18 protein-coding genes are annotated in these 22,315 nt (G+C 70.4%); 6 read left to right on the top strand and 12 right to left on the bottom strand.

Annotation, left to right across the window (positions count from 1 at the left end; genetic code table 11):
- Positions 1–5 precede the first annotated feature (5 nt).
- A complete protein-coding gene (locus tag ADK66_RS01055; RefSeq protein ID WP_053651679.1) occupies positions 6–1,319 on the bottom strand; it encodes a PLP-dependent aminotransferase family protein in 1,314 nt (437 codons plus the stop codon).
- Between the two features lie 296 nt (positions 1,320–1,615).
- Here ADK66_RS01055 and ADK66_RS01050 point away from each other — a divergent pair, with 296 nt between their 5' ends.
- Complete coding sequence (locus tag ADK66_RS01050) at positions 1,616–2,284, top strand: hypothetical protein (protein WP_053651677.1); 669 nt, start codon at positions 1,616–1,618, stop codon at positions 2,282–2,284.
- A 57-nt stretch (positions 2,285–2,341) separates the two neighbouring features.
- Here the strand turns inward: ADK66_RS01050 and ADK66_RS01045 are convergent, their stop codons facing one another.
- The 7 genes from ADK66_RS01045 to murJ form a co-directional block, all read right to left on the bottom strand.
- Positions 2,342–3,502: an N-acetylmuramoyl-L-alanine amidase gene (locus tag ADK66_RS01045; protein ID WP_053651675.1), complete on the bottom strand. Its 1,161-nt coding sequence runs from the start codon at positions 3,500–3,502 to the stop codon at positions 2,342–2,344.
- A gap of 161 nt (positions 3,503–3,663) precedes the next feature.
- On the bottom strand, positions 3,664–3,987 hold the full coding sequence (gene trxA / locus ADK66_RS01040; RefSeq protein WP_053651673.1) for a thioredoxin: 324 nt from the start codon (positions 3,985–3,987) through the stop codon (positions 3,664–3,666).
- A gap of 30 nt (positions 3,988–4,017) precedes the next feature.
- Positions 4,018–4,968 (bottom strand): thioredoxin-disulfide reductase, encoded by a 951-nt coding sequence (trxB, locus tag ADK66_RS01035; protein WP_053651670.1) that lies wholly within the window; start codon positions 4,966–4,968, stop codon positions 4,018–4,020.
- A 182-nt stretch (positions 4,969–5,150) separates the two neighbouring features.
- On the bottom strand, positions 5,151–6,155 hold the full coding sequence (locus ADK66_RS01030) for a hypothetical protein (protein WP_053651668.1): 1,005 nt from the start codon (positions 6,153–6,155) through the stop codon (positions 5,151–5,153).
- Positions 6,152–6,859, bottom strand: coding sequence for an RNA polymerase sigma factor SigM (sigM, locus tag ADK66_RS01025; protein ID WP_053652328.1), 708 nt, complete (start codon positions 6,857–6,859; stop codon positions 6,152–6,154). Before sigM ends, ADK66_RS01030 begins: the two co-directional genes overlap by 4 nt.
- 43 nt (positions 6,860–6,902) lie before the next feature.
- Positions 6,903–8,507, bottom strand: a complete 1,605-nt coding sequence (locus tag ADK66_RS01020) for a protein kinase family protein (protein ID WP_053651666.1) — start codon at positions 8,505–8,507, stop codon at positions 6,903–6,905.
- 446 nt (positions 8,508–8,953) lie between these two features.
- Positions 8,954–10,711, bottom strand: coding sequence for a murein biosynthesis integral membrane protein MurJ (gene murJ / locus ADK66_RS01015; protein WP_053651664.1), 1,758 nt, complete (start codon positions 10,709–10,711; stop codon positions 8,954–8,956).
- Positions 10,712–10,837: 126 nt separating this feature from the next.
- Here murJ and ADK66_RS01010 point away from each other — a divergent pair, with 126 nt between their 5' ends.
- Entirely contained in the window at positions 10,838–12,298 is a 1,461-nt protein-coding gene (locus ADK66_RS01010; RefSeq protein WP_053651662.1) for a CCA tRNA nucleotidyltransferase, read from the top strand.
- A gap of 138 nt (positions 12,299–12,436) precedes the next feature.
- On the opposite strand, the gene ADK66_RS01005 is transcribed toward ADK66_RS01010, so the two are convergent.
- Positions 12,437–13,972 (bottom strand): flotillin family protein, encoded by a 1,536-nt coding sequence (locus ADK66_RS01005; protein ID WP_053651659.1) that lies wholly within the window; start codon positions 13,970–13,972, stop codon positions 12,437–12,439.
- Between the two features lie 26 nt (positions 13,973–13,998).
- Positions 13,999–14,541 (bottom strand): hypothetical protein, encoded by a 543-nt coding sequence (locus tag ADK66_RS01000; RefSeq protein ID WP_053651657.1) that lies wholly within the window; start codon positions 14,539–14,541, stop codon positions 13,999–14,001.
- Between the two features lie 141 nt (positions 14,542–14,682).
- Here ADK66_RS01000 and ADK66_RS00995 point away from each other — a divergent pair, with 141 nt between their 5' ends.
- Positions 14,683–15,168 carry a methylated-DNA--[protein]-cysteine S-methyltransferase gene (locus tag ADK66_RS00995; protein ID WP_053651655.1) on the top strand — a complete coding sequence of 162 codons (486 nt, stop codon included), beginning with the start codon at positions 14,683–14,685 and terminating at the stop codon, positions 15,166–15,168.
- Positions 15,169–15,281: 113 nt separating this feature from the next.
- On the opposite strand, the gene ADK66_RS00990 is transcribed toward ADK66_RS00995, so the two are convergent.
- Together ADK66_RS00990 and ADK66_RS00985 are read right to left on the bottom strand one after the other, a co-directional pair.
- Entirely contained in the window at positions 15,282–16,361 is a 1,080-nt protein-coding gene (locus ADK66_RS00990) for an inositol-3-phosphate synthase (protein WP_053651653.1), read from the bottom strand.
- Between the two features lie 23 nt (positions 16,362–16,384).
- Positions 16,385–17,023, bottom strand: a complete 639-nt coding sequence (locus tag ADK66_RS00985; protein WP_053651651.1) for a PadR family transcriptional regulator — start codon at positions 17,021–17,023, stop codon at positions 16,385–16,387.
- A gap of 173 nt (positions 17,024–17,196) precedes the next feature.
- Between ADK66_RS00985 and ADK66_RS00980 the strand changes: the two genes are divergently transcribed.
- The 3 genes from ADK66_RS00980 (at position 17,197) to ADK66_RS00970 (ending at position 22,315) form a co-directional block, all read left to right on the top strand.
- A complete protein-coding gene (locus ADK66_RS00980; protein WP_053651649.1) occupies positions 17,197–17,640 on the top strand; it encodes a DUF5318 domain-containing protein in 444 nt (147 codons plus the stop codon).
- 197 nt (positions 17,641–17,837) lie between these two features.
- Positions 17,838–20,678: a transglycosylase domain-containing protein gene (locus ADK66_RS00975; RefSeq protein WP_053651647.1), complete on the top strand. Its 2,841-nt coding sequence runs from the start codon at positions 17,838–17,840 to the stop codon at positions 20,676–20,678.
- A gap of 128 nt (positions 20,679–20,806) precedes the next feature.
- Complete coding sequence (locus ADK66_RS00970) at positions 20,807–22,315, top strand: glycosyltransferase family 87 protein (protein WP_053651645.1); 1,509 nt, start codon at positions 20,807–20,809, stop codon at positions 22,313–22,315.

Genomic DNA, 22,315 nt, shown 5'->3' with positions numbered 1-22,315 from the left:
CGGCATCATGCCAAGTCGGGCCCCGGCACGTCGGAGCCGGGCCGGCCACGACGGCCTCCGGTGCCGCTGACCGCGCCGAAGACGCGACGCGTCGCGATCTCCTGCTCCATGACGCCGGCGAGCCGGCGGACGCCCTCACGGATGCGCTCCGGCGGCGGGAAGCTGAAGTTGAGCCGCATGGCGTCGGTGCCCGTCCCGTCGGCGTAGAAGCCGGTGCCGGGCACGTAGGCGACCCGCGCGGCGATAGCGCGCGGCATCATGGCCTTCGAGTCGAGCCCGTCGGGCAGGCTGGTCCAGACGAAGAGGCCGCCGGCCGGCGTCGTCCAGCTCGTGCCCTCGGGCATCAGGTCGGCCAGCGCGTCCAGCAGGGCGTCCCGGCGCTCCCGGTAGACCTCGCGGTAGACCTTCAGCTGCTCCCGCCACGGCATCGTGCTCAGGTAGGTGGCGACGGCGGCCTGGGCGTAGCCGCTGGGGCAGAGGATCTGCGCCTCACTGGCGATGACCAGCTTGTCGCGGACCGCGTGGGGCGCCAGGATCCAGCCGACCCGCAGCCCGGGGGCGAAGGTCTTGGAGAACGTGCTGAGGTAGAAGACGCCGTCGCGGCGGCGGGCACGCAGAGGCGCGGGCGCCTCACCCTCGAAACCCAGTTGGCCGTACGGGTCGTCCTCGACGACGAGCAGGCCGGCCCGTTCGCAGATGTCGAGGACGCGTTCCCGGCGCTCCTCGCTGAGCGTCACGCCAGTCGGGTTCTGGTAGGTGGGGATGGTGTAGAGGAACTTCACACGCCTGCCGGCGCGGGCCAGGTCGGCGATGGCTGTCTCCAGGGCCTCGGGGATCAGCCCGTCGGCGTCCATCGGCACGTGCGCCACCTGCGCCTGCGCGGCCTGAAAGACCCCGAGCGCGCCAACGTACGTGGGACCTTCGGCGAGCACCACGTCACCGGGGTCGAGGAAGAGTCGGGCCACCAGGTCGAGAGCCTGCTGCCCGCCCACAGTGACGACCACGTCCTCGGGTGAGGCGCCACACGCGGCGTCGATCCCGGAGAGGGACATCACTTCGCAGATCCGCTCGCGCAGTTCGAGGGTGCCCTGGCCGATGCCGTACTGGAGGGTGGTCACACCATGCTCGGAGCCCAGCCGGCCCAGCATCTCGCCCACGGCGTCGAGTGGCAGCGCGGCGATGTAGGGAGCGCCACCGGCGAGTGAGACGACCTCCGGCCGACTGGCCACCGCGAAGAGTGCTCGGATCTCCGAGGCGGTCATGCCGCGTACACGCCGGGCGTACCGGTCGGTGTAGTCGTCGAGCGTCGTGCCGGTCATGACCTCACCTCGATCGCTGCTCGGTGGCTCCCGCCCCGGGTACCCCGCCCACTCGTGACCATGAGGGCTGGAGGCACCGATTGTCGATCGTAGCCCGCCTGAGCCTGCATGTCGGCCTGCAGTGACGGACCGACCACATCCCGGACGCCCGCCGCCGTCCCCCCGGGGCGGTGGGTATCTGCGCGTCCCCTCCCGTACGGTCGATCAGCGGCGTACGATCGCTCGTCGGGGGCAGGAAGGCGGCGCTGTCGTTCCGTGCCGGTCTCACCACCGAGCCTATTGTGGGGATGCGCCATATGTCGCGACGTCTGGTCAGCCTGACCCTCGACACGCTGGAAGATCTTCCTCGTCCCTGCCGGCAGTGCGTCTACTGGGAGCTGGATCCGGTCTCCGCCGACCGGGCCTGCGCCGCCGGTGACCCCGGTCTGGAGAAGGAGGCGTGGGTCTCCCAGACGTTGCTGGAGTGGGGTTCCTGCGGCAAGCTCGCGTACGTCGACGGCATGCCGGCGGGTTTCGTGATGTACGCGCCGCCCGCCTACGTGCCCCGCTCGATGGCCTTTCCGACCTCTCCGGTCTCGGCCGACGCGGCGCTGCTGATGACCGCCAACGTGGTCGCCTCGTTCTCCGGCGGCGGGTTGGGCCGGATGCTGGTGCAGGGTGTCGCGCGGGATCTGACCAAGCGGGGGATCAAGGCGATCGAGGCGTTCGGCGATGCCAAGTTCGGTGACGCGGACGACCCGGCCGGTGGCTGCGTCGCGCCGGCCGATTTTTTCCTGTCGGTCGGTTTCAAGACCGTACGTCCGCATCCCCGCTTCCCCCGCCTGCGGCTTGAGCTGCGCACCGCGCTGAGCTGGAAGTCCGACGTCGAGTACGCGCTGGAGAAGCTCCTCGGCTCGATGAGCCCGGAAACCCTGCTGCGTCCGGTTCGACCGGCACCGGCCACCCGGTCCACCAGCAGCAACTGACGGTCGGGCGGCGGCCGTTCGCCACGGGCGGGGTCAGTCGACCCACGGGCGGGAGGGTCAGTCGACGACGGTGCCGGCGGTGACCACCGCCCGCAGTTCGCTGACGTCGATCGAGCCGGTCGGTACGTCCCGTTCGATCGGGAAGTACATGCGCTGCACCGCGGCCACGATCGCCTCGACCACCCGGTCCCGGAAACGGGGGTCGATGAGCCGGGCTCGGTCGGTTGGCGAGGTGAGGTAGCCGACCTCCACCCGTACCGCCGGCATGCGCGTGAGCCGCAGCAGGTCCCACGTCTTGGCGTGGGTGCGGCAGTCCCGCAGCCCGGTCCGGGCGACGATCTCCCGCTGCACCAGCCCGGCCAGCCGCTCGCCTGTCGACGAGGTGACCCCGTTGTCGGTGCCGTAGTGGTAGGTCGCCACCCCTTCCGCCTCCGGGTTGGCGTGCCCGTCCAGGTGCAGCGACACGAACACATCGGCGCCGAGCGAGTTGGCGAGCATCGCCCGCTCGGTGTCCGGCAGGCACTTGTCCGGCGCGGGACCTCGGGTGAGCTGCACCCGTACACCGGAGGCGGCGAGCCGTCCCTCCAGCCGGCTCGCCAGGTCGTGGACCAGATCCGCCTCCGTCCAGCGCAGCGGGCCGTCCGGCACCACCATGCCTGGGTCGGTGCCTCCGTGCCCGGGGTCGATGACCACCGTCTTGCCGACGAGCGCCGGCCCGGACTGGCGGATCGCGTCGGACTCGCGGAGCCACTGCGGGCGCCCACCGACGACCTTGCGGCCGATCCGGCGCAGGGCGTCCATCGTGTGCGGGCCGCAGGAGCCGTCGGGGGTGAGCCCGACCTCCCGCTGGAACTGCGCCACGGCGCGGGAGGTCCGGATGCCGTAGATGGCGTCGGCGCGGCCGACGTCGTACCCCATCTCCAGTAGTCGTTCCTGGAGCGAGCGGACGTCCTCGCCGGTGAGCGGGTCGGGCACCGCGTGGTAGAGGGTGCGGGCGCCGAGCCGCCACCGTGCGGCCTCCAGGGCGCCCCAGGTCTCCGTGCCGACGCGGCCGTCCACGCTGAGCCCACGGGACTGCTGGAACGCCCGCACCGCGCGTTCGGCGTCGACGTCGAACTCGTCGGTCTGCGGACCGGCGGCGAGCAGGTCGAGACCATGCAGGATGGTACGGATCTCCGTGACCGCTGGTCCCCGGTCACCGGGTCGGATCGGACGCACGCTCGACCCCCTCTGCAGGAAGCTGGCTGGCCGGGCGGCCCAGGCTTGAGGTTATGCGTTCCGGGGCGGCCAGGTGGCTAGGGCCGGAAAAACGCGGGCCGCGAAGACAGCGAACCCCGTACCCAACGATCGGGTACGGGGTTCGGTGGCTTTTCTGCTGGTCAGAGGGCCGACTCGATGAGCCGAACCAACTCGCCCTTCGGCTTGGCGCCAGCGATCGACTGGACGGGCTGACCGTTCTTGAAGACGGTGAGCGTCGGCACCGACATGACCCGGTAGGCGCGTGCCGTCTCCGGGTTCTCGTCGATGTTGAGCTTGACGATGCTGACCCGGTCGCCCATCTCGCCGGCGATTTCCTCGAGCAGCGGCGACACCTTGCGGCACGGACCGCACCACTCGGCCCAGAAGTCCACCAGAACCGGCTTGTCTGCCTGCAACACGTCAGCGACGAAGCTCTTGTCGGTGACCGCCTTGGTATTTCCCACTATGCCCTCCTCCGGGATGTATTTCCTGTTTCAGCTGAGCGTCGCGATGAACCGCTCGGCGTCAAGCGCGGCGGCACAGCCGGTGCCGGCCGCGGTGATCGCCTGACGGTAGGTGTGGTCGACCAGGTCGCCTGCGGCGAAGACGCCGGGCACGCTCGTCCGGGTGCTTGGCGCCTGGACCTTCACGTACCCCTCGTCGTCCATCTCGACCTGGCCCCGGAAGAGCTCACTGCGGGGGTCGTGGCCGATGGCCACGAAGACGCCGGTGACGTCCAGCACCTTGGACTCGCCGGTGTGCACGTTGCGGACCCGTACGCCGGTGACCTTGCCGTCGGCGCCCAGGATCTCCTCGACGGTGCTGTTCCACTCGACCTTGATCTTCTCGTTGCCCAGCGCCCGGTCCGCCATGATCTTGCTGGCCCGGAACGAGTCTCGCCGGTGGATGATCGTGACCGAGTCGGCGAAGCGGGTGAGGAAGCTTGCCTCCTCCATCGCCGAGTCACCACCGCCGACGACAACGATGTGCTGGTTGCGGAAGAAGAACCCGTCACAGGTGGCACACGAGGAGACGCCGTGGCCCAGGTATTCCTGCTCGCCCGGCACGCCCAGCGGACGCCAGGCCGAGCCGGTGGAGAGGATTACCGCGCGGGCCTGGTAGGCGGTCTCGCCGACCCAGACGGTGCTCACCGCGCCGGCGCCGGCGTCGCCGGTGTCCACCAGCTCGACGCGCGTCACGTCGTCGGTGAGGAACTCGGCGCCGAAGCGCTCGGCCTGCTTACGCATGTTGTCCATCAGCTCGGGGCCGAGGATGCCGTCGGCGAACCCGGGGAAGTTCTCCACCTCGGTGGTGGTCATCAGCGCGCCGCCGGACTGCACGCCCTCGATGATCAGCGGCTTCAGGTTGGCGCGGGCCGCGTAGACCGCCGCCGTGTAACCGGCCGGGCCGGAGCCGATGATGATCAGGTTGCGGACCTCGTCCACTGCCGTCTCCCGAGTTGTGTGTGTTCGGCGTCGGCGCGCGCACCGATGCTGATCCAAGTGCCGGCGGGTGGTGCGTGCCGGCAACTGACTTCCAGAACGTCATCGTACGAAGTGGGGATTCCCGAGCCGGGCATCCGGTGGGTCAGGTCACGTGGACGGTTATCGCACCGATGACCGCGGATTCACCCTACCCGCGCTGAATACCTGCCGTCCGAGCCGGACCCGGGGACGCCGCACTCCGGGCCGCTCACCCAGGCCCAGCGGGCACCGGCCGCGTCGGTGAACCGGATGACCAGTGCCTGCTCGCCCTGGAACCTGGCGTAGTCGAGCACGTCGACCACCAGCGGCGCGGACCCGTGCTCGGCCGCCACGTCCGCCAGGCAGGCCGTCAGCGCGGCCTCGTCGGTGAGCCGGGTCAACTGGTCCGTGCCGTCCGGAGCGGGCCGGCGGCCCCCCTCGGCGTCCACACCGGGCTGCTCGCCGGGACCTCCGCTGGGCTCCTTGAACGGACGGGCGGTCACGGCGCTGCCCGTGGACTGCCCGAGGGTCTGCGGGGTGTAGTCGGTGCCGCTGCGCAGCGGCGGCCCGGTGGTGCGCGCCGCCCCGGCCCCCGCCGCTGCTTCGGGCGCGCTGGCCGGGCGGTCCATGGCGCTGGTGTCGGCGGTGTCAGCGCCGTTCCCCGTCAGTTGGGTGAGCCCCAGTCCGACCGCGACGACGGCGACTGCCGCGACGGCCACCGGAGCGGCACCTCGGACCCACCGTCGCTGCCGTCGCTGTCGACGCCCCGGACCGGTGGGAGTGCTTCGCCCCGGCTCGGCCGGCGCGGAGCCGGCGGGCCGGCGACCGCCCTGCGCAGGCAGAAGCACCGGCGTCGCGGAGCCGGCAGCGGGCTCCGGCGTGCTCGTGGAGTGCTCGCTGTCGTCCGGCAGGGGACCTGCCGCCGCCAGCGCCTCGGTGAGTCGGTCGGCGACGGCTGGCGGCATCTCCGGGGCTGGCTCGGCCCACCGCGCCAGGTCCGCGTGGACCTGTGTGATCGCGGGCGCCAGCAGCGCGTACGCCTGCGCCCAGGCCGGGTCGGCGGCCACCAGGCGGGCGACCTCCGCCTCCTGCGGAGTGCCGTCCAACGCCCCGCCGAGGTAGTCGGCGAGCAGGTCGTTGTCGACCTCCCTGAACCCCTCGGTCGTCACGAGTCCTCCTGGTTGGCGTCCCGCCGGTACCGGCCCGACCCCGATCCGACGCCCTCGGACGGGCGTGGGTTCCCCGCCGTGACGCCGGGCACGTCCGTGTTCAGGTCGGCCGAAGTCCGGGGGACCGTCGACGCCGCCGGTCGGAGATGCCCGAGCAGCACCGCCAGGCGCGCCCGACCGCGAGCGCACCGGCTCTTCACAGTCCCCTCCGCGACACCGAGGATGCGGGCGACCTCCGCCACGGGGTAGCCCTGCACGTCGACGAGCACCAGAGCGGCCCGCTGCTCGACGGGCAGCGCGGCGAGCGCCTCACGGACGACAAGCGCGGTGTCGTGGTCGTGTGCCGGTGCGGCCGGTTCGACGCCGCCGATGCCCGACCCGTCCACGGACCTGATGCCGTCGGGCAGAGGCACTGTGAGGTGCGCCTGTCTGCGGCGGATCCGATCCAGGCACGCGTTCACGACGATCCGGTGCAGCCAGGTCGTGACGGCGGAGTCGCCACGGAAACGCGCGGCGGCACGGTGGGCCGACAGCAGTGCGTCCTGAAGGGCGTCTGCGGCCTCCTCGCGGTCACCGATCGTCCGCAGAGCCACCGCCCAGAGCCGGTCGCGGTGCCTGTGGAAGAGTTCGGCGAAGGCGTCCCGGTCGCCGGCGACATGGGCGCGCAGCAGCTCAAGGTCCGTCGCCGCGTCGCGCCCGTCCATCACCACCGCCGGCGGAGGCGCTGCCGGGCTCGTGCCGCCCGGCTCACGAACCCTGGACCGTAATCTCCTGCACCCCGAGTCGGAAACCGTCCTCGTCGCCGCTGGGCGGCAACTCGGTGAACCAGAGCAGCAGGTAGCGGTACTTCTCGTCGGCGTTGAAGCCGTTGAACGTCATCGTGGTGCCGTCGTGCTCCTTCAACACACCGATCTCGGTCTTGTAGTTCGCCACCATCTGCTTGTCACCGTTGGAGCTGGAGGGGTAGCCGGCGGTGCCGGCGAGCAGTTGCGCGGTGGCACCACGACCGGAGAGCACGGCCTGCACCGACTTCACAGTGTGCGGCGAGCCCAGATCCAGCCAGACACCCATGCCGGTCTTCAGGTTGCCGTACGTGGCGTTCGGGTAGCGGTCGGTCTCCCAACCCTTGTCGTTGTCGCCGTCGATGATCTTGTCAGCGCCGCCGAGCTCGTCCCGCTTGGTGCTGTCCGGGTCGACGATCCGGATGCCCTGCACCTTCAGGTTGCGGACCGTGGCGGCGGCCGGGGTGGCGTCACCTGCCGGAGCGCTGGCGGAGGGCGTGGCACCGGCGGTGTTCTGCGGATCCTCGTCCTTGTCGCCGAGCGCACTGATGCCGATGAGCAGACCCACCAGGGCGACAGCCAGCAGGCCAGCGATGCCGATGGCGACCTTGCGCCCACCCGCCGCGGCCAGCGGGGACGGCTCCTCCCCGGTGTCGGCGGCGAACCGCAACGGCCCGCTGGTGTCGAGGTAGTGCTCGTCCTCGGGTACGTCCAGGCGGGCCAGCTCGGCGGCGAGCACATCGGACGACGGCGGGGCGATCTCGGCGTCGAGCAGATCCATTGTCAGGTCGTCCAGGTACGCGGGCACTCCGGCCCGGACCTGGCGGGGGGCCGCGATCGTGCCGGCGGCGTCCCGGACGGCGTCGGAGATGGCGGCCCGGCCATGGCCTGCGGTAGCGCCGCGCAGCGGTGCCTCGGAGTGCGGCCAGTGACCGGTCAGCGCGAAGTAGAGGACGCCGCCGACCGCCCGGATGTCGCTCTCCTGGCTGTCGTCGCCGTCGGTGCGCGCGTCTGCCAGGACCACACGTCCCTCGTCGCTGATCATGACGGTGCCGGGGTGCACGTTTCCGTGGACCATCCCGGTGGCGTGCACGGCGGCGAGCGCGCTGGCGACGGCGTTGCCGATGGCTGTGGCGCGGGCCGGGTCCAGAGGGCCCTCGGCGGCGAGGTCACGCAGCGATTGCCCGTCGACCCACTCCCGGACCACGTACGCCCGGTCGGCCTCGTCGATGGCGTCGTACACGCCGACAAGGTTGGGGTGGATGACCCGGCTGGCCGCGACGGCGGCCTGGAGCATCTCGGTGGCGGAGTCACCACCCGGGTAGCGGAGCACCACCGCGACGGGACGGCGCAGGATGACGTCGACCCCGCGCCAGACCAGCCGACCCGCGCTGTCGTTGTTGATGTGCTCGACCAGTTCGTACCGCTCGGCGAGGATCTCACCGGCCGTGGGAGCACCGAAGGTCATGACCGGCGGAGCGCTCTCGTCCGCCTCCTGACCTTCGCCGACCTGGGTCACCCGTCCTCCCTCGGTGATCGTGTCGATCGATGGACCCGCACTGCTGGGCATGTGGCTTCCCGCTCTGCCGTCGAAGGAACCGGCCGACCGGTGTCGACGCCCAGCGTCGGCGCCGCCGCACCCGTCGAGAGCGACCTTACCCGGGTTGCCCGTCTCTCCGACATGTCATCTTCCCGCCGTACCCAGCGGGGTGCCGGGAGTCGGAGAAGTAGTCCGGTTACGACCGTTGTCAGCCACGTTGCTGGCACATGTACTAACCCAATCTACGGCTTCACCGCAAGCGATCGACGGTGGGGCCAGGCCCGGTCGGCGCGTCCCGCAGGGGATCGGGTTCCCCCCGATCGGGCGGCCACGCTCATCCGTACGGTTGGTTATCCACAGGCCGATCTGGTTGCTGGCCGGCGAATCGCGGAGTTATCCACAGGTGCATCCCCAGGCTGGTGATCCGCAGTCACCGTCGGTATGTCTACCAACTTGTTGTGATCGCCGGCTGACCATCAGCGACCGAGGCGGCGGCGGACCATGCCCACCACCTCGGTGATCTCCCCGATCCGCAGCACCATTGCCAGCCCGAGGTACGTCCCGCCGATCACCGCACCGCCGACCACGAGCTGGACGATCGCCTCCAGGCGCGTCGGCGTGTCATCACCGGGCAGCAGCTTGACCACCAGCAGACCGACAAGTGCCGAACCGAGTGCCGCGACCGCGACCCGGCCGCCGGTCCGCATGATCTCGCCGAGACCGATCCGACCGACGCGCGGCCGGAGCAGCCACGCGGAGCCGATAGCGGCAGCCAGATAGGAGATCGCGTTACCGATCATCATGCCGGCCCCGGCGAAGCTCGCCGAGAAGGCCACGAAGAGCACGATCTGCACCCCGATCCGGAGCGCCACGACCGGAATGTTGATCAGAGCCGGGGTCCGGGTGTCGGGCAGCGCGTAGAACGCGAAGGTGAAGAGCTGGCTCACAGCGAACGGGACCAGCGCCAACGCCGCGGCGAGCAGCACGATCGAGGTGGCGGTGGCGTTGTCCTCGTTGAACGCGCCGAACCGGAACAGGGTGAACGCGATCGGCGTGGCCAGAACGGCGTAGCAGACCGCGATCGGAGCGAGCACCGCGGTGACCGTGCGGGTGCCCCGGGAGAGGTCGGCGGCGAGGTCGGCGTACCTGCCGTCGGCGGCGGCCGCGCTCATCCGGGGCATCAGCGCGGTGATGATCGAGACGGCGATGATGCCGTGGGCGGTCATCAGCAGGAGGAAGACGTTGTTGTAGATCAGCGGACCGGCCGCGTTCTCCTTGCCGGCCCGGTTCAGCAGGTTGAACAGCACGATCAGGCCGACCTGGCTCACCGCGACGTAGCAGATCATCCACGCACCGAGCCGGCCCAGCTCGCGCAGCCCGAGCGCGCGGAAGTCGAAGCGCAGCTTCCAGCGGAAGCCGACCTTGCGCAGCGCCGGCAGCAGGCCCGCCGCCTGGATGGCGACGCCGAGCAGGGTGCCGCCGCCGATCAGCAGCACCCGCCCGGTGGTCATGTCCCCCGGCCGGACGATCTCCGCACCGAACACGGCGATGTAGAGGCCGGCGGTGCCGATCACCACCAGGTTGTTGAGGATCGGCGCCCACATCGGGGCGGCGAAGTGCCCCCGGGTATTGAGCACCGCGCTGATCAGCGCGCTCAGCCCCGAGAAGAAGATCATCGGCAGCATGAGGCGGGCCAGCGCTGTGACCAGCTGCGAATAGTCGCCTGTCGACTCGCCACTGCCGTAGAGCCAGGTCAGCGGCGAAGCCAACGCGACAGCGAGCACGGCGGCCACGCCGAGGGCGAGCACCGCGAGGGTCAACAGCCTCTGCGCGTACGCCTGGCCGCCGTCGGCGTCGGACTTGCGGCGGCGGACCAGCACCGGAATCAGCACGCTCGTGAGCACGCCGCCGAGCAGGAACTCGTAGACCATCCCGGGCAGGATCTGCGCGGTCGTGTACGCGTCGCCGACCAGCGCGCCACCGAGCGCCGCCGCGATGACGAGGTTGCGCAGGAAGCCCGTACCCCGGCTGACCAGGCTGCCGACGGCCATCACCGCGCTGTTTGTCGCGGCGCTCGCCTCGGCCACCTGCTCCTGCGGCGGCGCCGTCGACTCCATGGCCGGCTGGTTCAGCGGCTCGGCGGAGATGAAGGTGGCGCCGTCTTGCGGGCGCCCACCGGCTCCGGGCCCGCCGTCGCGCGCGGCGTTCGCGCTGCGGTAGAGCCCGCCGCTCATCTCCAGCCTCCCAGGGGTACGTCGAGCCGGGCACCGACCCGCACGCCACAGACCTTAGTCAACCCCCGCCCATTACCCGCGCCCGGCGGATCGGATCGCACGCCGGCCCGATAGTCTGGCGATCCCATGTCCGAAGCCTCCGCTCCTCACACCGCTGACCGCCGCGAACTCACCGCCGCGCAGCGCAACGCCGTCGCCGAACTGCTGCGGGTCTCCCCGGTGGCCGACGAGTTGGGCCGCCGGTTCGTCCGCGCCGGTCATGAGCTGCACCTGGTGGGCGGTTCGGTGCGGGACGCCCTGCTCGGGCGGCTGGGCGACGACCTGGACTTCTGCACCGACGCGCACCCCGACGAGACGTTGGGGATCATCAAGGGCTGGGCCGAGTCGATCTGGGAGACCGGCCGGGAGTTCGGCACCATCGGTGCCCAACGCGGCGGCCTCCGGCTGGAGATCACCACCTTCCGCGCCGAGTCGTACGACCAGGTCAGCCGCAACCCGGTGGTGGTCTACGGCACGAGCCTCGACGAGGATCTGCGGCGGCGGGACTTCACGATCAACGCGATGGCTGTCAGCCTGCCGGAGCACCGGTTCACCGACCCGCACGGTGGGCTGGGCGATCTCGCGGCCAAGGTGATCCGTACTCCCAGCACCCCGCGCGAGTCGTTCGGCGACGATCCGCTGCGGATGCTGCGGGCAGCCCGGTTCGCCGCCCAGCTGGGCTTCGCCGTGCACCCGGACGTGTACGTGGCGATGACCGAGATGGCCGCCGACCTGGACCGGATCACCGCCGAGCGGATCCGTGACGAGTTCACCAAGCTGCTCTGCGGCGCCGACCCGATCGCCGGCCTGCGGCTGCTTGTCGACACCGGGCTCGCCGAGCGGTTCCTGCCGGAGCTGACCGGTCTGAAGCTGGAGATCGACGAGCACGCCCAACACAAGGACGTCTACGAGCACACGCTGACGGTCGTCGAGAACGCGGTCTCGTTCGAGGAGGAGGGCTGCGACTTCATCCTGCGGATGGCCGCCCTCATGCACGACGTGGGCAAGCCGGCGACCAAGGCGGTCGGGTCCGACGGCCGGGTCAGCTTCCACCATCACGAGGTGGTGGGCGCCCGGCTGACAAAGGCCCGGATGAAGGCGATGCGCTACCCCAAGGAGATCACCGCGAAGGTGACCGCGCTTGTCGCGCTGCACCTGCGCTTCTACGGGTACGGGCGCGGCGAGTGGACCGACTCGGCGGTGCGCCGCTACGTAGCCGACGCCGGTGACCTGCTGCCCCGGCTGCACAAGCTGACCCGCTCGGACTGCACCACCCGCAACCGCCGCAAGGCTGCCCAGCTCGCCGCCGACTACGACGCGCTGGAGGACCGGATCGGCCGGATCGCTGCCGAGGAGGACCTGGCCCGGGTCCGCCCCGACCTCGACGGCAACGCGATCATGGAGTTGCTCGGCGTACCGCCGGGGCCGGTGGTCGGTCGGGCCTGGAAGCACCTCAAGGAACAGCGCCTGGAACACGGCCCGCTGGACCGCGACGCCGCCGAGGCGGAGTTGCTGCGCTGGGCCCGCGCCGAAGGCCTGATCGACTAGCCGGCTCTCTCCGCCCTACCGCGCGGCAAGATCTTGGAGGGAAAGCGCCCCACCGGGGGTAGTTTTCTTCCAAGATCTCTCAGGTACACAGGCGGGCGCCACCCCCGAACCGGGAGCGGCGCCCGTCGGCGTACGTCGTCAGCGGGTCTCGACGGCCGTCCCGTCCACGGCCGTGGTGCCCTTGCCGGCCGAGGCGCCGTTGCCGGCGGCGGCGGACGCCGAGCCGAGCCGGGCCAGCAGGCCGGGCAGGTCGATGCCGGTCAGGTCGCTGCCGAGCTGGAGCCCCTGTGCCACGTTGCCGGCCACCGACTTCGTCAGCGAGGACGCGCCGTCAGTGGAGATGACCGTCATCTTGTCGATAGCACCGATCGGGGCGCTGGCCGCCTCGACCACCTGCGGCAGCACCTTGACAAGCAGGTCCAGCACCGCCGCCTCGCCGTACGCCGCGAACGCCTCGGCCTTGCGGGCCATCGCGTCGGCCTCGGCCTGGCCCCGGGCCAGGATCGCCGCGGCCTCGGCCGTGCCCTCCCGCTCGACCGCCTCGGCGATCGCGGACCGCCGCCGCTGCTCGGCCTCACCTTCCTTGGCGCCCTCGATCGCGTTGGCCTCGGCCAGCGCGGCCCGTCGGGCCCGCTCGCCCTCACCGGTGAGGCGGGCCTGCTCGGCGGAGGCCTGCGCGGCGGCGATGACCGCCTGCCGCTGCGCGTCCGCGCTCAGCACCGCCGCAGCGCGGGAAGCCTCGGCCTCCTGCTCCACCTTGTACCGGGCGGCGTCGGCCGGCTTGCGCACCTCGGTGTCCAGTTGGCGCTGCTTGAGTTCGGCGTTGCGCTCGGCGACCTTCTGCTGCTCGGACAGGATCGCCTGGTCCCGTTCCGCCTGGGCCAGCGGTCCGGCCGCGGCCGACTTCGCCTTCGCCGCGTCGATCTCCGCCTGGATGCCTGCCTGCTTCAGAGCCAGGTTCCGGTTCGCCTCGGCGATGGCCTCCTCGGCGAGCAGCCGCTCCTGCTCGGCCTGCTGCCGGGCCCGGGCCTCGGCGATCGCCGCGTCCTTGAGCACCCGGGCCGCCTCGGGCCGACCCAGGTCCTGGAGGTACGAGCCCTCGGCGAGGATGTCCTGAAGCTGGAAGGTGTCCAGCACCAGACCCTGGTTGGTCATCGAGTGCTCGGCTTCCTCGGCCACCGCGTTGGCGAACGCCGCCCGGTCCCGGATGACCTCCTCGACGGTGAGCCGGCCGACGATCGACCGCAGCGCGCCGGCCAGCACCTCCCGGGTGAAGTTGTCGATCTCGTCCTGCTGGTGCAGGAACCGCTGCGCCGCCGCCCGGATCGCGTCCTCGGTCCCGCCGACCTTGACGATCGCCACGCCGTTCAGGTCGGCGCGGATGCCCTGCTTGCTCACCGCGCCCCGGATGCCGACGTCGATCCGCCGGCTGGACAGGTCGAGCGACTGGAGCTTCTGCACCACCGGCAGCACGAACACCGAGGCACCCAGCACGACCTTCTGCCCGGAGTTGTCGGTGGACCGGCCACCGTCGGCGGTCTGGGTGGTGCGGCCCTTACGGCCAGTGACGATGAACGCTTCGTTCGGCCCGGCCACCTTGATCCGGGAGAGGACGAAGAACACCAGGACGAGCACGAGAAGAACGGCGCCGCCTACGGCGATCAGCAAGGGCATGAAGGGATCCTGTCTTCGAGGAGGAGTCAGTAGGTCTCGACGTGCACGCTGGTCTCGCTGAGCGCCTGCACGACGAAGACCTGGGCGCCGATCGGGATCGGCTGGTCGGCGCGGGCGTTGAGCTTGACCGGCTGGCCGGCGACGCGTACGCGGACCTCGCCGTACCCGTCGACCGGCACCGGGGTCACCACCAGGCCGAGCGCGCCGACCAGGTCGTTGCGGGTGGGGGTGGGGTCGGTGCGCATGTTGCGCGCCGCTCGACTCAGCCGGGACGCCAACCACGCGGTGGGCACGGCGGCGACCAGACCGGCGGCCGCCGCGCCAGCGATCATTCCTGGTGTACGCGCACCGAGCAGTTCGTTGGCGATGGCCCCGCCGAACCCGAACGCGCCCGCGAAGCCCGCCACCGCCTCGGTCGAGGCCGGTCCATCCACGTGGGCGTGCCCGAAATGCAACAGTTCGGTGCCGAGCAGGGCGAGCACCAGCACCCCGACACCTGCCGCGCCGATGAGGAGAAAGATGAGCGTCCCGGTGGCCACGACCTGCACAGTATCGACGTCCCGCAACATTTCGATGATCCAGTGGACGCGAAGTTGATCTGGCCACGCGAGCCACTGCCGCTGCGGCGATCCGGGCGGCGCAGGAGTGGCGTTCGGCCCGACGCTGGTAGCCGGGCCAACGGGGAAGTCCGCGACAGGGACAATGGGTGGATGCGCTGGACCGTGCTCGATTCACCGATCGGCGAGTTCTCCGTGGCCACTGACGGCACGAGCGTGTGCGGCACGCACTTCGGTCGTGTCGACGCTGCGGCCGACGAGCCCGCCGACGCGGTGTCCCGGCAGGCTGTCGCCGAGTTGCGGGCGTACTTCGCCGGTGAACTGACAGCATTCACCGTTCCGGTGTCGATTCCGCGCGGCTCGGAGTTCGAGCGGGCGGTGTGGCGGGAGATGACCCGCATTCCGTACGGCGAGACGTCGACGTACGGCGAGGTGGCGAGCGTGGTGGGCGATCCCGGTGCGGCACGGGCGGTGGGGGTGGCCTGTAACCGCAACCCGGTCCCGGTGATCGTGCCGTGTCACCGGATCGTCGGCGCCGGCGGCAAGCTGGTCGGGTTCGGTGGAGGTCTGCCCCGCAAGGTCAAGCTGCTGGAGTTGGAGGCCGGGGTCGCGCTGCGACACACCTGGGCCGTTGGTTGACGCTCACCGAGCAGGTGCTGAGGCTTTCGCCGTACCTGGAGATGTCGAGCTGAACGCGACGAGGGCCGGGTCCATGCGGACCCGGCCCTCGACCGTGCTGGTGTTTCAGCGGGTCAGCGCTCGACCTCGCCGGCGATGAACTCCTCGACGGCCTGGTGGGCGTCGTGGTCGGCGTACTGCACCGGCGGGGACTTCATGAAGTACGACGAGGCCGACAGGATCGGGCCGCCGATCTTCCGGTCCAGGCCGATCTTCGCGGCGCGGACGGCGTCGATGATGACACCGGCCGAGTTCGGGGAGTCCCACACCTCGAGCTTGAGCTCGGCGTTCAGCGGGGTGTCACCGAAGGAGCGACCCTCCAGGCGGATGTACGCCCACTTGCGGTCGTCCAGCCACGGCACGTGGTCCGACGGGCCGATGTGCACGTCGCTCTTGCTCATCTCGTGCGGGATCTGCGAGGTGACCGACTGGGTCTTCGAGATCTTCTTCGAGACCAGCCGCTTGCGCTCCAGCATGTTCATGAAGTCCATGTTGCCGCCGAAGTTGAGCTGGTACGTGCGCAGCAGCTCGACACCGCGGTCCTCGAAGAGCTTCGCGAGCGCGCGGTGCACGATGGTGGCGCCGACCTGGCTCTTGATGTCGTCACCGACGATCGGGAGGCCGGCGTCGGTGAACTTCTGCGCCCACTCCGGGTCCGAGGCGATGAAGACGGGCAGGGCGTTGACGAACGCGCAACCGGCGTCGATCGCCGCCTGGGCGTAGAACTTGGCGGCCTGCTCGGAGCCGACCGGCAGGTAGCAGACGACGACGTCGACCTGCGCGTCACGCAACGCCTGAGTCACGTCGACGGCGGTGGCGTCGGACTCCTCGACGATCTCGCGGTAGTACTGGCCCAGACCGTCGAAGGTCGGACCGCGCTGCACGGACACGCCGGTGGGCGGCACGTCGCAGAGCTTGATGGTGTTGTTCTCGCTGGCGACGATCGCCTCCGCGAGGTCCATGCCCACCTTCTTGGCGTCGACGTCGAACGCCGCGACAAACTCAACGTCAGAGACGTGGTAGTCGCCGAAGGTGACGTGCATGAGACCCGGGACGCGGTCGTTCGGGTCGGCGTTGCGGTAGTACTCGACGCCCTGAACCAGGGACGAGGCGCAGTTACCCACACCGACGATGGCGACGCGGACGGAGCCCATAGCGTCTGCCTCCTTCTTCTCTGTCACGGCCGCTCTTTCCTGGTATCTCCAGGCGGAGGCGGGCTGTTGTCTTCTCGTCGGCCACCGGCCGTCCCCGCTTGCGGGACCGTCGGGGCTCGGCCGGAGCGCTCGTTGGCGATGAGCTCCTCCAGCCAGCGGACCTCACGCTCACAGGCGTCAAGGCCGTGGCGCTGCAGTTCCAAGGTGTAAGCGTCGAGGCGCTCGGCCGCCCGGCCCAGCACGTCGCGAAGCCCTTCGCGACGTTCCTCGATCTTGCGGCGGCGACCCTCCAGAATGCGGAGTCGGGTCGCCTGGTCGGTCCGGGCGAAGAACGCGAAGTGCACCCCGAAGCCCGTGTCGTCGTACGTCTCGGGCCCCGCCTGTGCGATCAGCTGGGCGAAGCGTTCCTTGCCCTCCGCGGTGATTTTGTAGACCACCCGACCTCGTCGGCTGGTCAGCGCGGGAACCTCCTCGGCGGTGACGGGTGTCTCAGCGGCTTCGGTGATCCACCCCGCCGCCTGGAGCCTGCGTAGCGTGGGATAGAGCGAGCCGTAGCTGATCGCCGCGCGGATCGCCCCGAGCTTGGCGGTCAACTCCTTGCGCAGCTCATAGCCGTGCATCGGAGACTCCTGAAGCAGGCCGAGGATGGCGAGGTCGAGCATGGGCCACCCTCTCTTACCCCTGGCGCCGAGCGGTAACCGCCGCGATGTATCGGACCGATACATCGCACGTTAGCGGGTCATCGAAGCCAGGGCAAACCCTCGTTCCGGGATCCTGCCGTCACGGATCGTGACGATGGTCGCCTGGTCCGGCCGGACCGCGTACCCTTCTCCGCATGCGTACGCAGCGCCAGGTCGTCGACTACTCGCTTCAGAAGCGAGCAGTGCTGCGTGAGCTTCTGGCCGGCCGGGTCGGCACGTACGACGTGTGCGACGCCTCGCCGTACCTGAAGAACGCTGCCCGGTTCCACGGGGAGCCGACCGACCTGCGCTGCCCGATCTGTCGCAGCGAGAATCTGACCCTGGTCCACTACATTTACGGTGACGAACTCAAGCAGTCCGCCGGGCAGGCCCGGACGCTCACCGAGCTGCCCGTGTTGGCGATGACACTGCGTGAGTTCCAGGTCTTCGTGGTGGAGGTGTGCCTCGGCTGTGACTGGAACCACCTCGTCGAGCAGTACCTGCTCGGCCGGGGCGGTCTCAGCGGCGACGGCGCTGACGAGCAGGACGTGGCCAGCGCCGAGGGCGCAGGTCGACGGAGGCGAGAGGCGCAACGGTGATCTCAGGTGGTTGGACCGGCCCCGGGGCCGTGGACGTGACCCGGGACGGCCAACCGCTCGTTGGTCCGATTGGCCCTATTGATACAGCAATGGACCCAGCGAACCGGCACCCCCGTGCCGGTGCCCCGGGTGAAGCAACTCACGGCAACCCGGTGGCGGCGCAGCAGCGCCCCACCGCGACCGGCAGGGTGTGAGGAATGAACTCGTACGGCGATCCCAGTTCTGCGCGCGGGCGGGCCGAGTACCCCGGCCCGGACGGTGACCCCGGACCGGGCGCGGACGACTCGTACCGTCGACCCGGCGGTGACTCCCGCGCGGGCGGCTGGTCCGCCCCGGAGCCAGCGGCACCCCCCGGCAGGGCCTCGGTGACACCGCGGGCCGCCGGTGGTCGTGCCTCGGTGGGCGGCTCGGCCTCCGTGCCGCCGCGCGGCGTCGCCGCCGGATCCGCCTCGATGGGTCCGGCCACGCCGGGCCGCAGCGGCCGGGCCTCCGTGCCGGTGTCCCCGGCCCCTGGTGTGGCCGCCGGTCGTGCCGGCGCCGGCCGGGCCTCGGTGCCGGTGTCCCCGGGCGCGCCTTCGGGCCGTGCCGTCGTCGGCGCCGCCTCCGTCGGCGCGGCTTCGGCAGGCCGGGCCAGGGTCGGTACGGCGTCGGTAGGTGGCCGCGCCGCGGTCGCCCGGGCGAGTGTCTCCCCGGTCTCCGGTGGCCCGGGTGGGCCAGCTGGCCCCGGCGGACCGAACGGCCCGGGTCGCGGTGGTCGTGGCGGTCGCGGTTCGGGCGACCCGAGCGGGGCAGCCCGCGCCAAGAAGCGCAAGCGGATGAACCTACTGATCGCCGGGTTCGCCGTCTTCATCATGCTCGCGGGCATCGGCGTGGTCGGCTTCACCTACTACTCGACGAACGTGGTCATGCCCAACGAGATGCCGTTGCCGCTGTCCACCACCGTCTACGCCAAGGACGGCAAGACCCAGCTGGCCAAGCTGGGCAGCGAGAACCGCACCTTCGTCACCATCGACCAGATCCCGGAGCACGTGCAGCACGCGGTCGCCGCAGCCGAGGACCGGAACTTCTACCGGCACTCCGGCGTCGACTACAAGGGCATCGTCCGGGCTGCGTGGAACAACGTCTCCAACGGTGACAAGCAGGGTGCCTCGACGATCACCCAGCAGTACGCCCGCAACGCGTTCGAGAACCTCAAGGACGACACGTACGGCCGGAAGGTGAAGGAGGCAATCCTCGCCTCCAAGCTCAACGACGCGTACAGCAAGCCCGAGATCATGCAGCACTACCTGAACGTGATCTATTTCGGGCGAGGTGCGTACGGCATCGAGGCTGCGGCGCAGACCTACTTCGGCAAGTCGGCCATCAAGCTCACCCCCGCTGAGGGCGCGGTCCTGGCCGCCTTGATCAAGCAACCGGTGGCCACTACCACCCACAAGGGCTACGACCCGGCGGTCAACCCGACGGACGCCAAGACCCGGTGGGACTACGTGATCGGTGGCATGAAGAAGGAGGGCTGGCTGGACCCCGCCACCCAGCTCGAATACCCGAAGGCGCTGCCGCCGAAGAAGGACGGCGTCGGCTTCGGCGTCAAGAGCCCTCGGGGCAACGTCATCAACTACGTCCGCCAGGAGATGGACCAGATGGGTCTCTGCTCCGACAGCGGCGCGGAGGGCAAAGCCAGCTGCGTGGACGCCCTGCGGGACGGCGGCTACCGGATCACCACCACCATCGACCCGAAGTTGCAGTCGGCCGCCGAGAACGTCGCCATGCAGTCGAAGAAGGGCTCCGAGCTCAACGACCAGCCCAAGAACCTCATGGCGGCTGTTGTCTCGATCGACCCGAAGAAGGGCCGCGTGCTCGCCTACTACGGTGGCGACAGCGGCGCGGACTTCGACTACGCCGGCAAGAACACCGACAAGAACGGTGATCTGACCGGCGGTCACCAGCCGGGTTCTTCGATGAAGGTCTACACACTGGCTGCCGCCATCGAGGCCGGCATCTCGGTCAAGTCGCACTGGGACCCCACGCCGTACAAGCCCGAGGGCTCCGCGGTTGCGATCGGCAACGCCGGCCGTACCAACCTCAAGTGCGGCAAGTGGTGCACGCTCGAAGAGTCGACGGTCCAGTCGTACAACGTGCCCTTCTACTGGGTCACCGACAAGATCGGTGCCGGGAAGGTCGTCGACATGGCCCGGAAGGCCGGCGTGACCACCATGTGGGGCGTCGACCCGCCGCAGGCCTTCGACCTGTCGAAGAAGGGGCCGAACCCGTTCGACAACTACACGGGTTTCGGCAAGTACCCGATCACGGTGTTCGACCACGCCAACGCCATGGCCACGTTCGCCAACGACGGCAAGTACATCAAGGCGCACTTCATCATCAAGGTGGAGCAGCAGGACAAGGACACCGGCAAGTGGAAGGTGGTCGGCAGCGAGCGCATCAAGCCGGAGCAGCGGATCGACAAGAAGATCACCGATGAGGTCACCGGTGTCCTGAAGCAGATCCCCGGCCCGAACGGGCTCTCGCTCGAGGGCGGCCGCGCGGCCGCCGCCAAGACCGGCACCTGGGAGTACGACCGGAAGGACAACGCCCACGCGTGGACGGTCGGCTACACCCCGCAGATCGCCACAGCGGTCTGGGTAGGCAGCCGTGACCCGAGGAAGCCCCAGATCCGCCTCACCGGCGGCAAGCCCATCGGCGGTTCGACACTGCCTGGTCCGATCTGGGAGAAGTACATGAACACCGCGCTCAAGGGGCAGGACGAGGTCTCCCTGCCCAGCGTCACTGGCGAGGGCGACGTTGACGCAGGCAACGGCAAGGAGCCGGTGGCTCCGCCGCCGACCCCCGGTCTGCCTGGCGGACCGGGTGGACCCGGCGGGCCTGGCGGCGGGCAGCCCTGTGACCCGTTGACCAACCCGTTCTGCCCGCGTACCGACGGCAACGCCGGCGGCGACACTCCCGGTGGGCCCGGTCGGCCCGGCAATGGCGGCAACGGCGGCGGCCTGTTACCCAGCCTGCCACCTTCCACCCGGGACTGACCCACCCCGCACGCGACGCCGCCGCCGGCCGGACGACATGTCCGACCGGCGGCGGCGTTTGGCGTACCCGGACATCTCCCGCATTGGGGCAGGACGCGCACCCCCGTCGTACGGCAGGATGCCTTTTCATGAGCACCCAGTCGACGCCCGGCATCGACGACGCCGGAACCACCGACCACCCGTCCCGGTCCGATGGGTTCGTCCGCGGCCTCTCCGGCGCCATCGGCGGGCCGCTCGGCGACCACGCGACGGCACTGGACCAGCCGGCCGGCTCCGAGCGTCGGTTCTGGACCGCCGCCCGGATCGTGCTGGCGCTGGTCTGCCTCACGCTGGCGCTGCACTGGGTGCAGAAGTCGCCCTGCCAGGACGGCGCCTGGCAGAACAACGTCCAGTACAACCGGTTCTGCTACACCGATGTGCTCGCCCTCTACTACGCCGAAGGGCTCAACGAGGGCAAGGTGCCCTACCGCGACCATCCCGTCGAGTACCCGGTGCTGACCGGCTACTTCATGGGTGCCCTCGGACTGCCGGTGCATGCGATCGGCGACGGCGACCCGACCATCAACCAGGCCCAGTGGTTCTACAACCTCAACGCCCTCGTGCTTGGCGCGCTCGCGGTCGCCACCGTGGCGGTGATCCTCGCGCTGCGTCGCAGACGACCGTGGGACGCCGCGCTGTTCGCGATCGCCCCGGCGCTGCTGCTCACCGCCACCGTCAACTGGGACCTGCTCGCCATCGGGCTGGCCGCGTTCGGGCTGCTGGCCTGGGCACGGCGACAACCGGCGGTGGGCGGCGTGCTGCTCGGCCTCGCCGGCGCGGCCAAACTCTGGCCGCTGTTCCTGCTGGGCCCGATCCTCATCCTGGCGCTGCGGGCCAATCGGCTCCGCGCCGCGCTCACTGCCATCGGTACAGCGGTCGTAGCTGTGGTGCTTGTGAACCTGCAACCCGCACGGGCGTACCCGGAGAACTGGGGCCGCTTCTTCGAACTGAACACCACCCGGCCGATCGACTGGGGCACGCTCTGGTACATCGGGCGCTACCTCGACGGCAAGATCGGCACCGATCCCGGCCGGCTCGGTCCGTTCGAATGGCTGAACGCCAACATCCCAACCCTCAACATCGTTTCGTACGCCCTGTTCGGGCTGGCCTGCCTCGGCGTGGCGGTGCTGGCGCTACGGGCACCACGCCGGCCCCGGCTCGCCCAGCTCGCGTTCCTTGTGGTCGCCGCGTTCCTCATCTTCAGCAAGGTCTGGTCCCAGCAGTTCGTGCTCTGGATGCTGCCGCTGATAGTGCTGGCCCGGCCGAAGTGGGGCGCCTTCCTGGCCTGGCAAATCGCCGAGGTCTGCTACTTCGTCGCCTTCTACGGTGAGCTGCTCGGCGCGGCGACCAGCCGCCCGGTCTTCCCCGAAGGGGTGTTCGTGCTGGCCGCGTCGCTGCGGCTGGGCACCGTGGTGGTGCTCTGCGTGCTGGTCATCCGGGAGATCCTGCACCCCGAGCAGGACGCGGTACGGGCCACCTATGACGACGACCCGGACGGCGGCGTGCTCGACGGCGCGCCGGACGCACCCTGGCTGGACCGCTGGCGCCGCCGGGAGGGCAATCCCGCGCCGGAGCCCGAGCCGGCAGTCACCACCTGA

It is taken from the genome of Micromonospora sp. NRRL B-16802 (genome assembly GCF_001279555.1).
GTDB classification, from domain to species: Bacteria; Actinomycetota; Actinomycetes; order Mycobacteriales; family Micromonosporaceae; genus Micromonospora; species Micromonospora profundi.
This window is presented reverse-complemented; position numbering and strand designations above follow the sequence as displayed.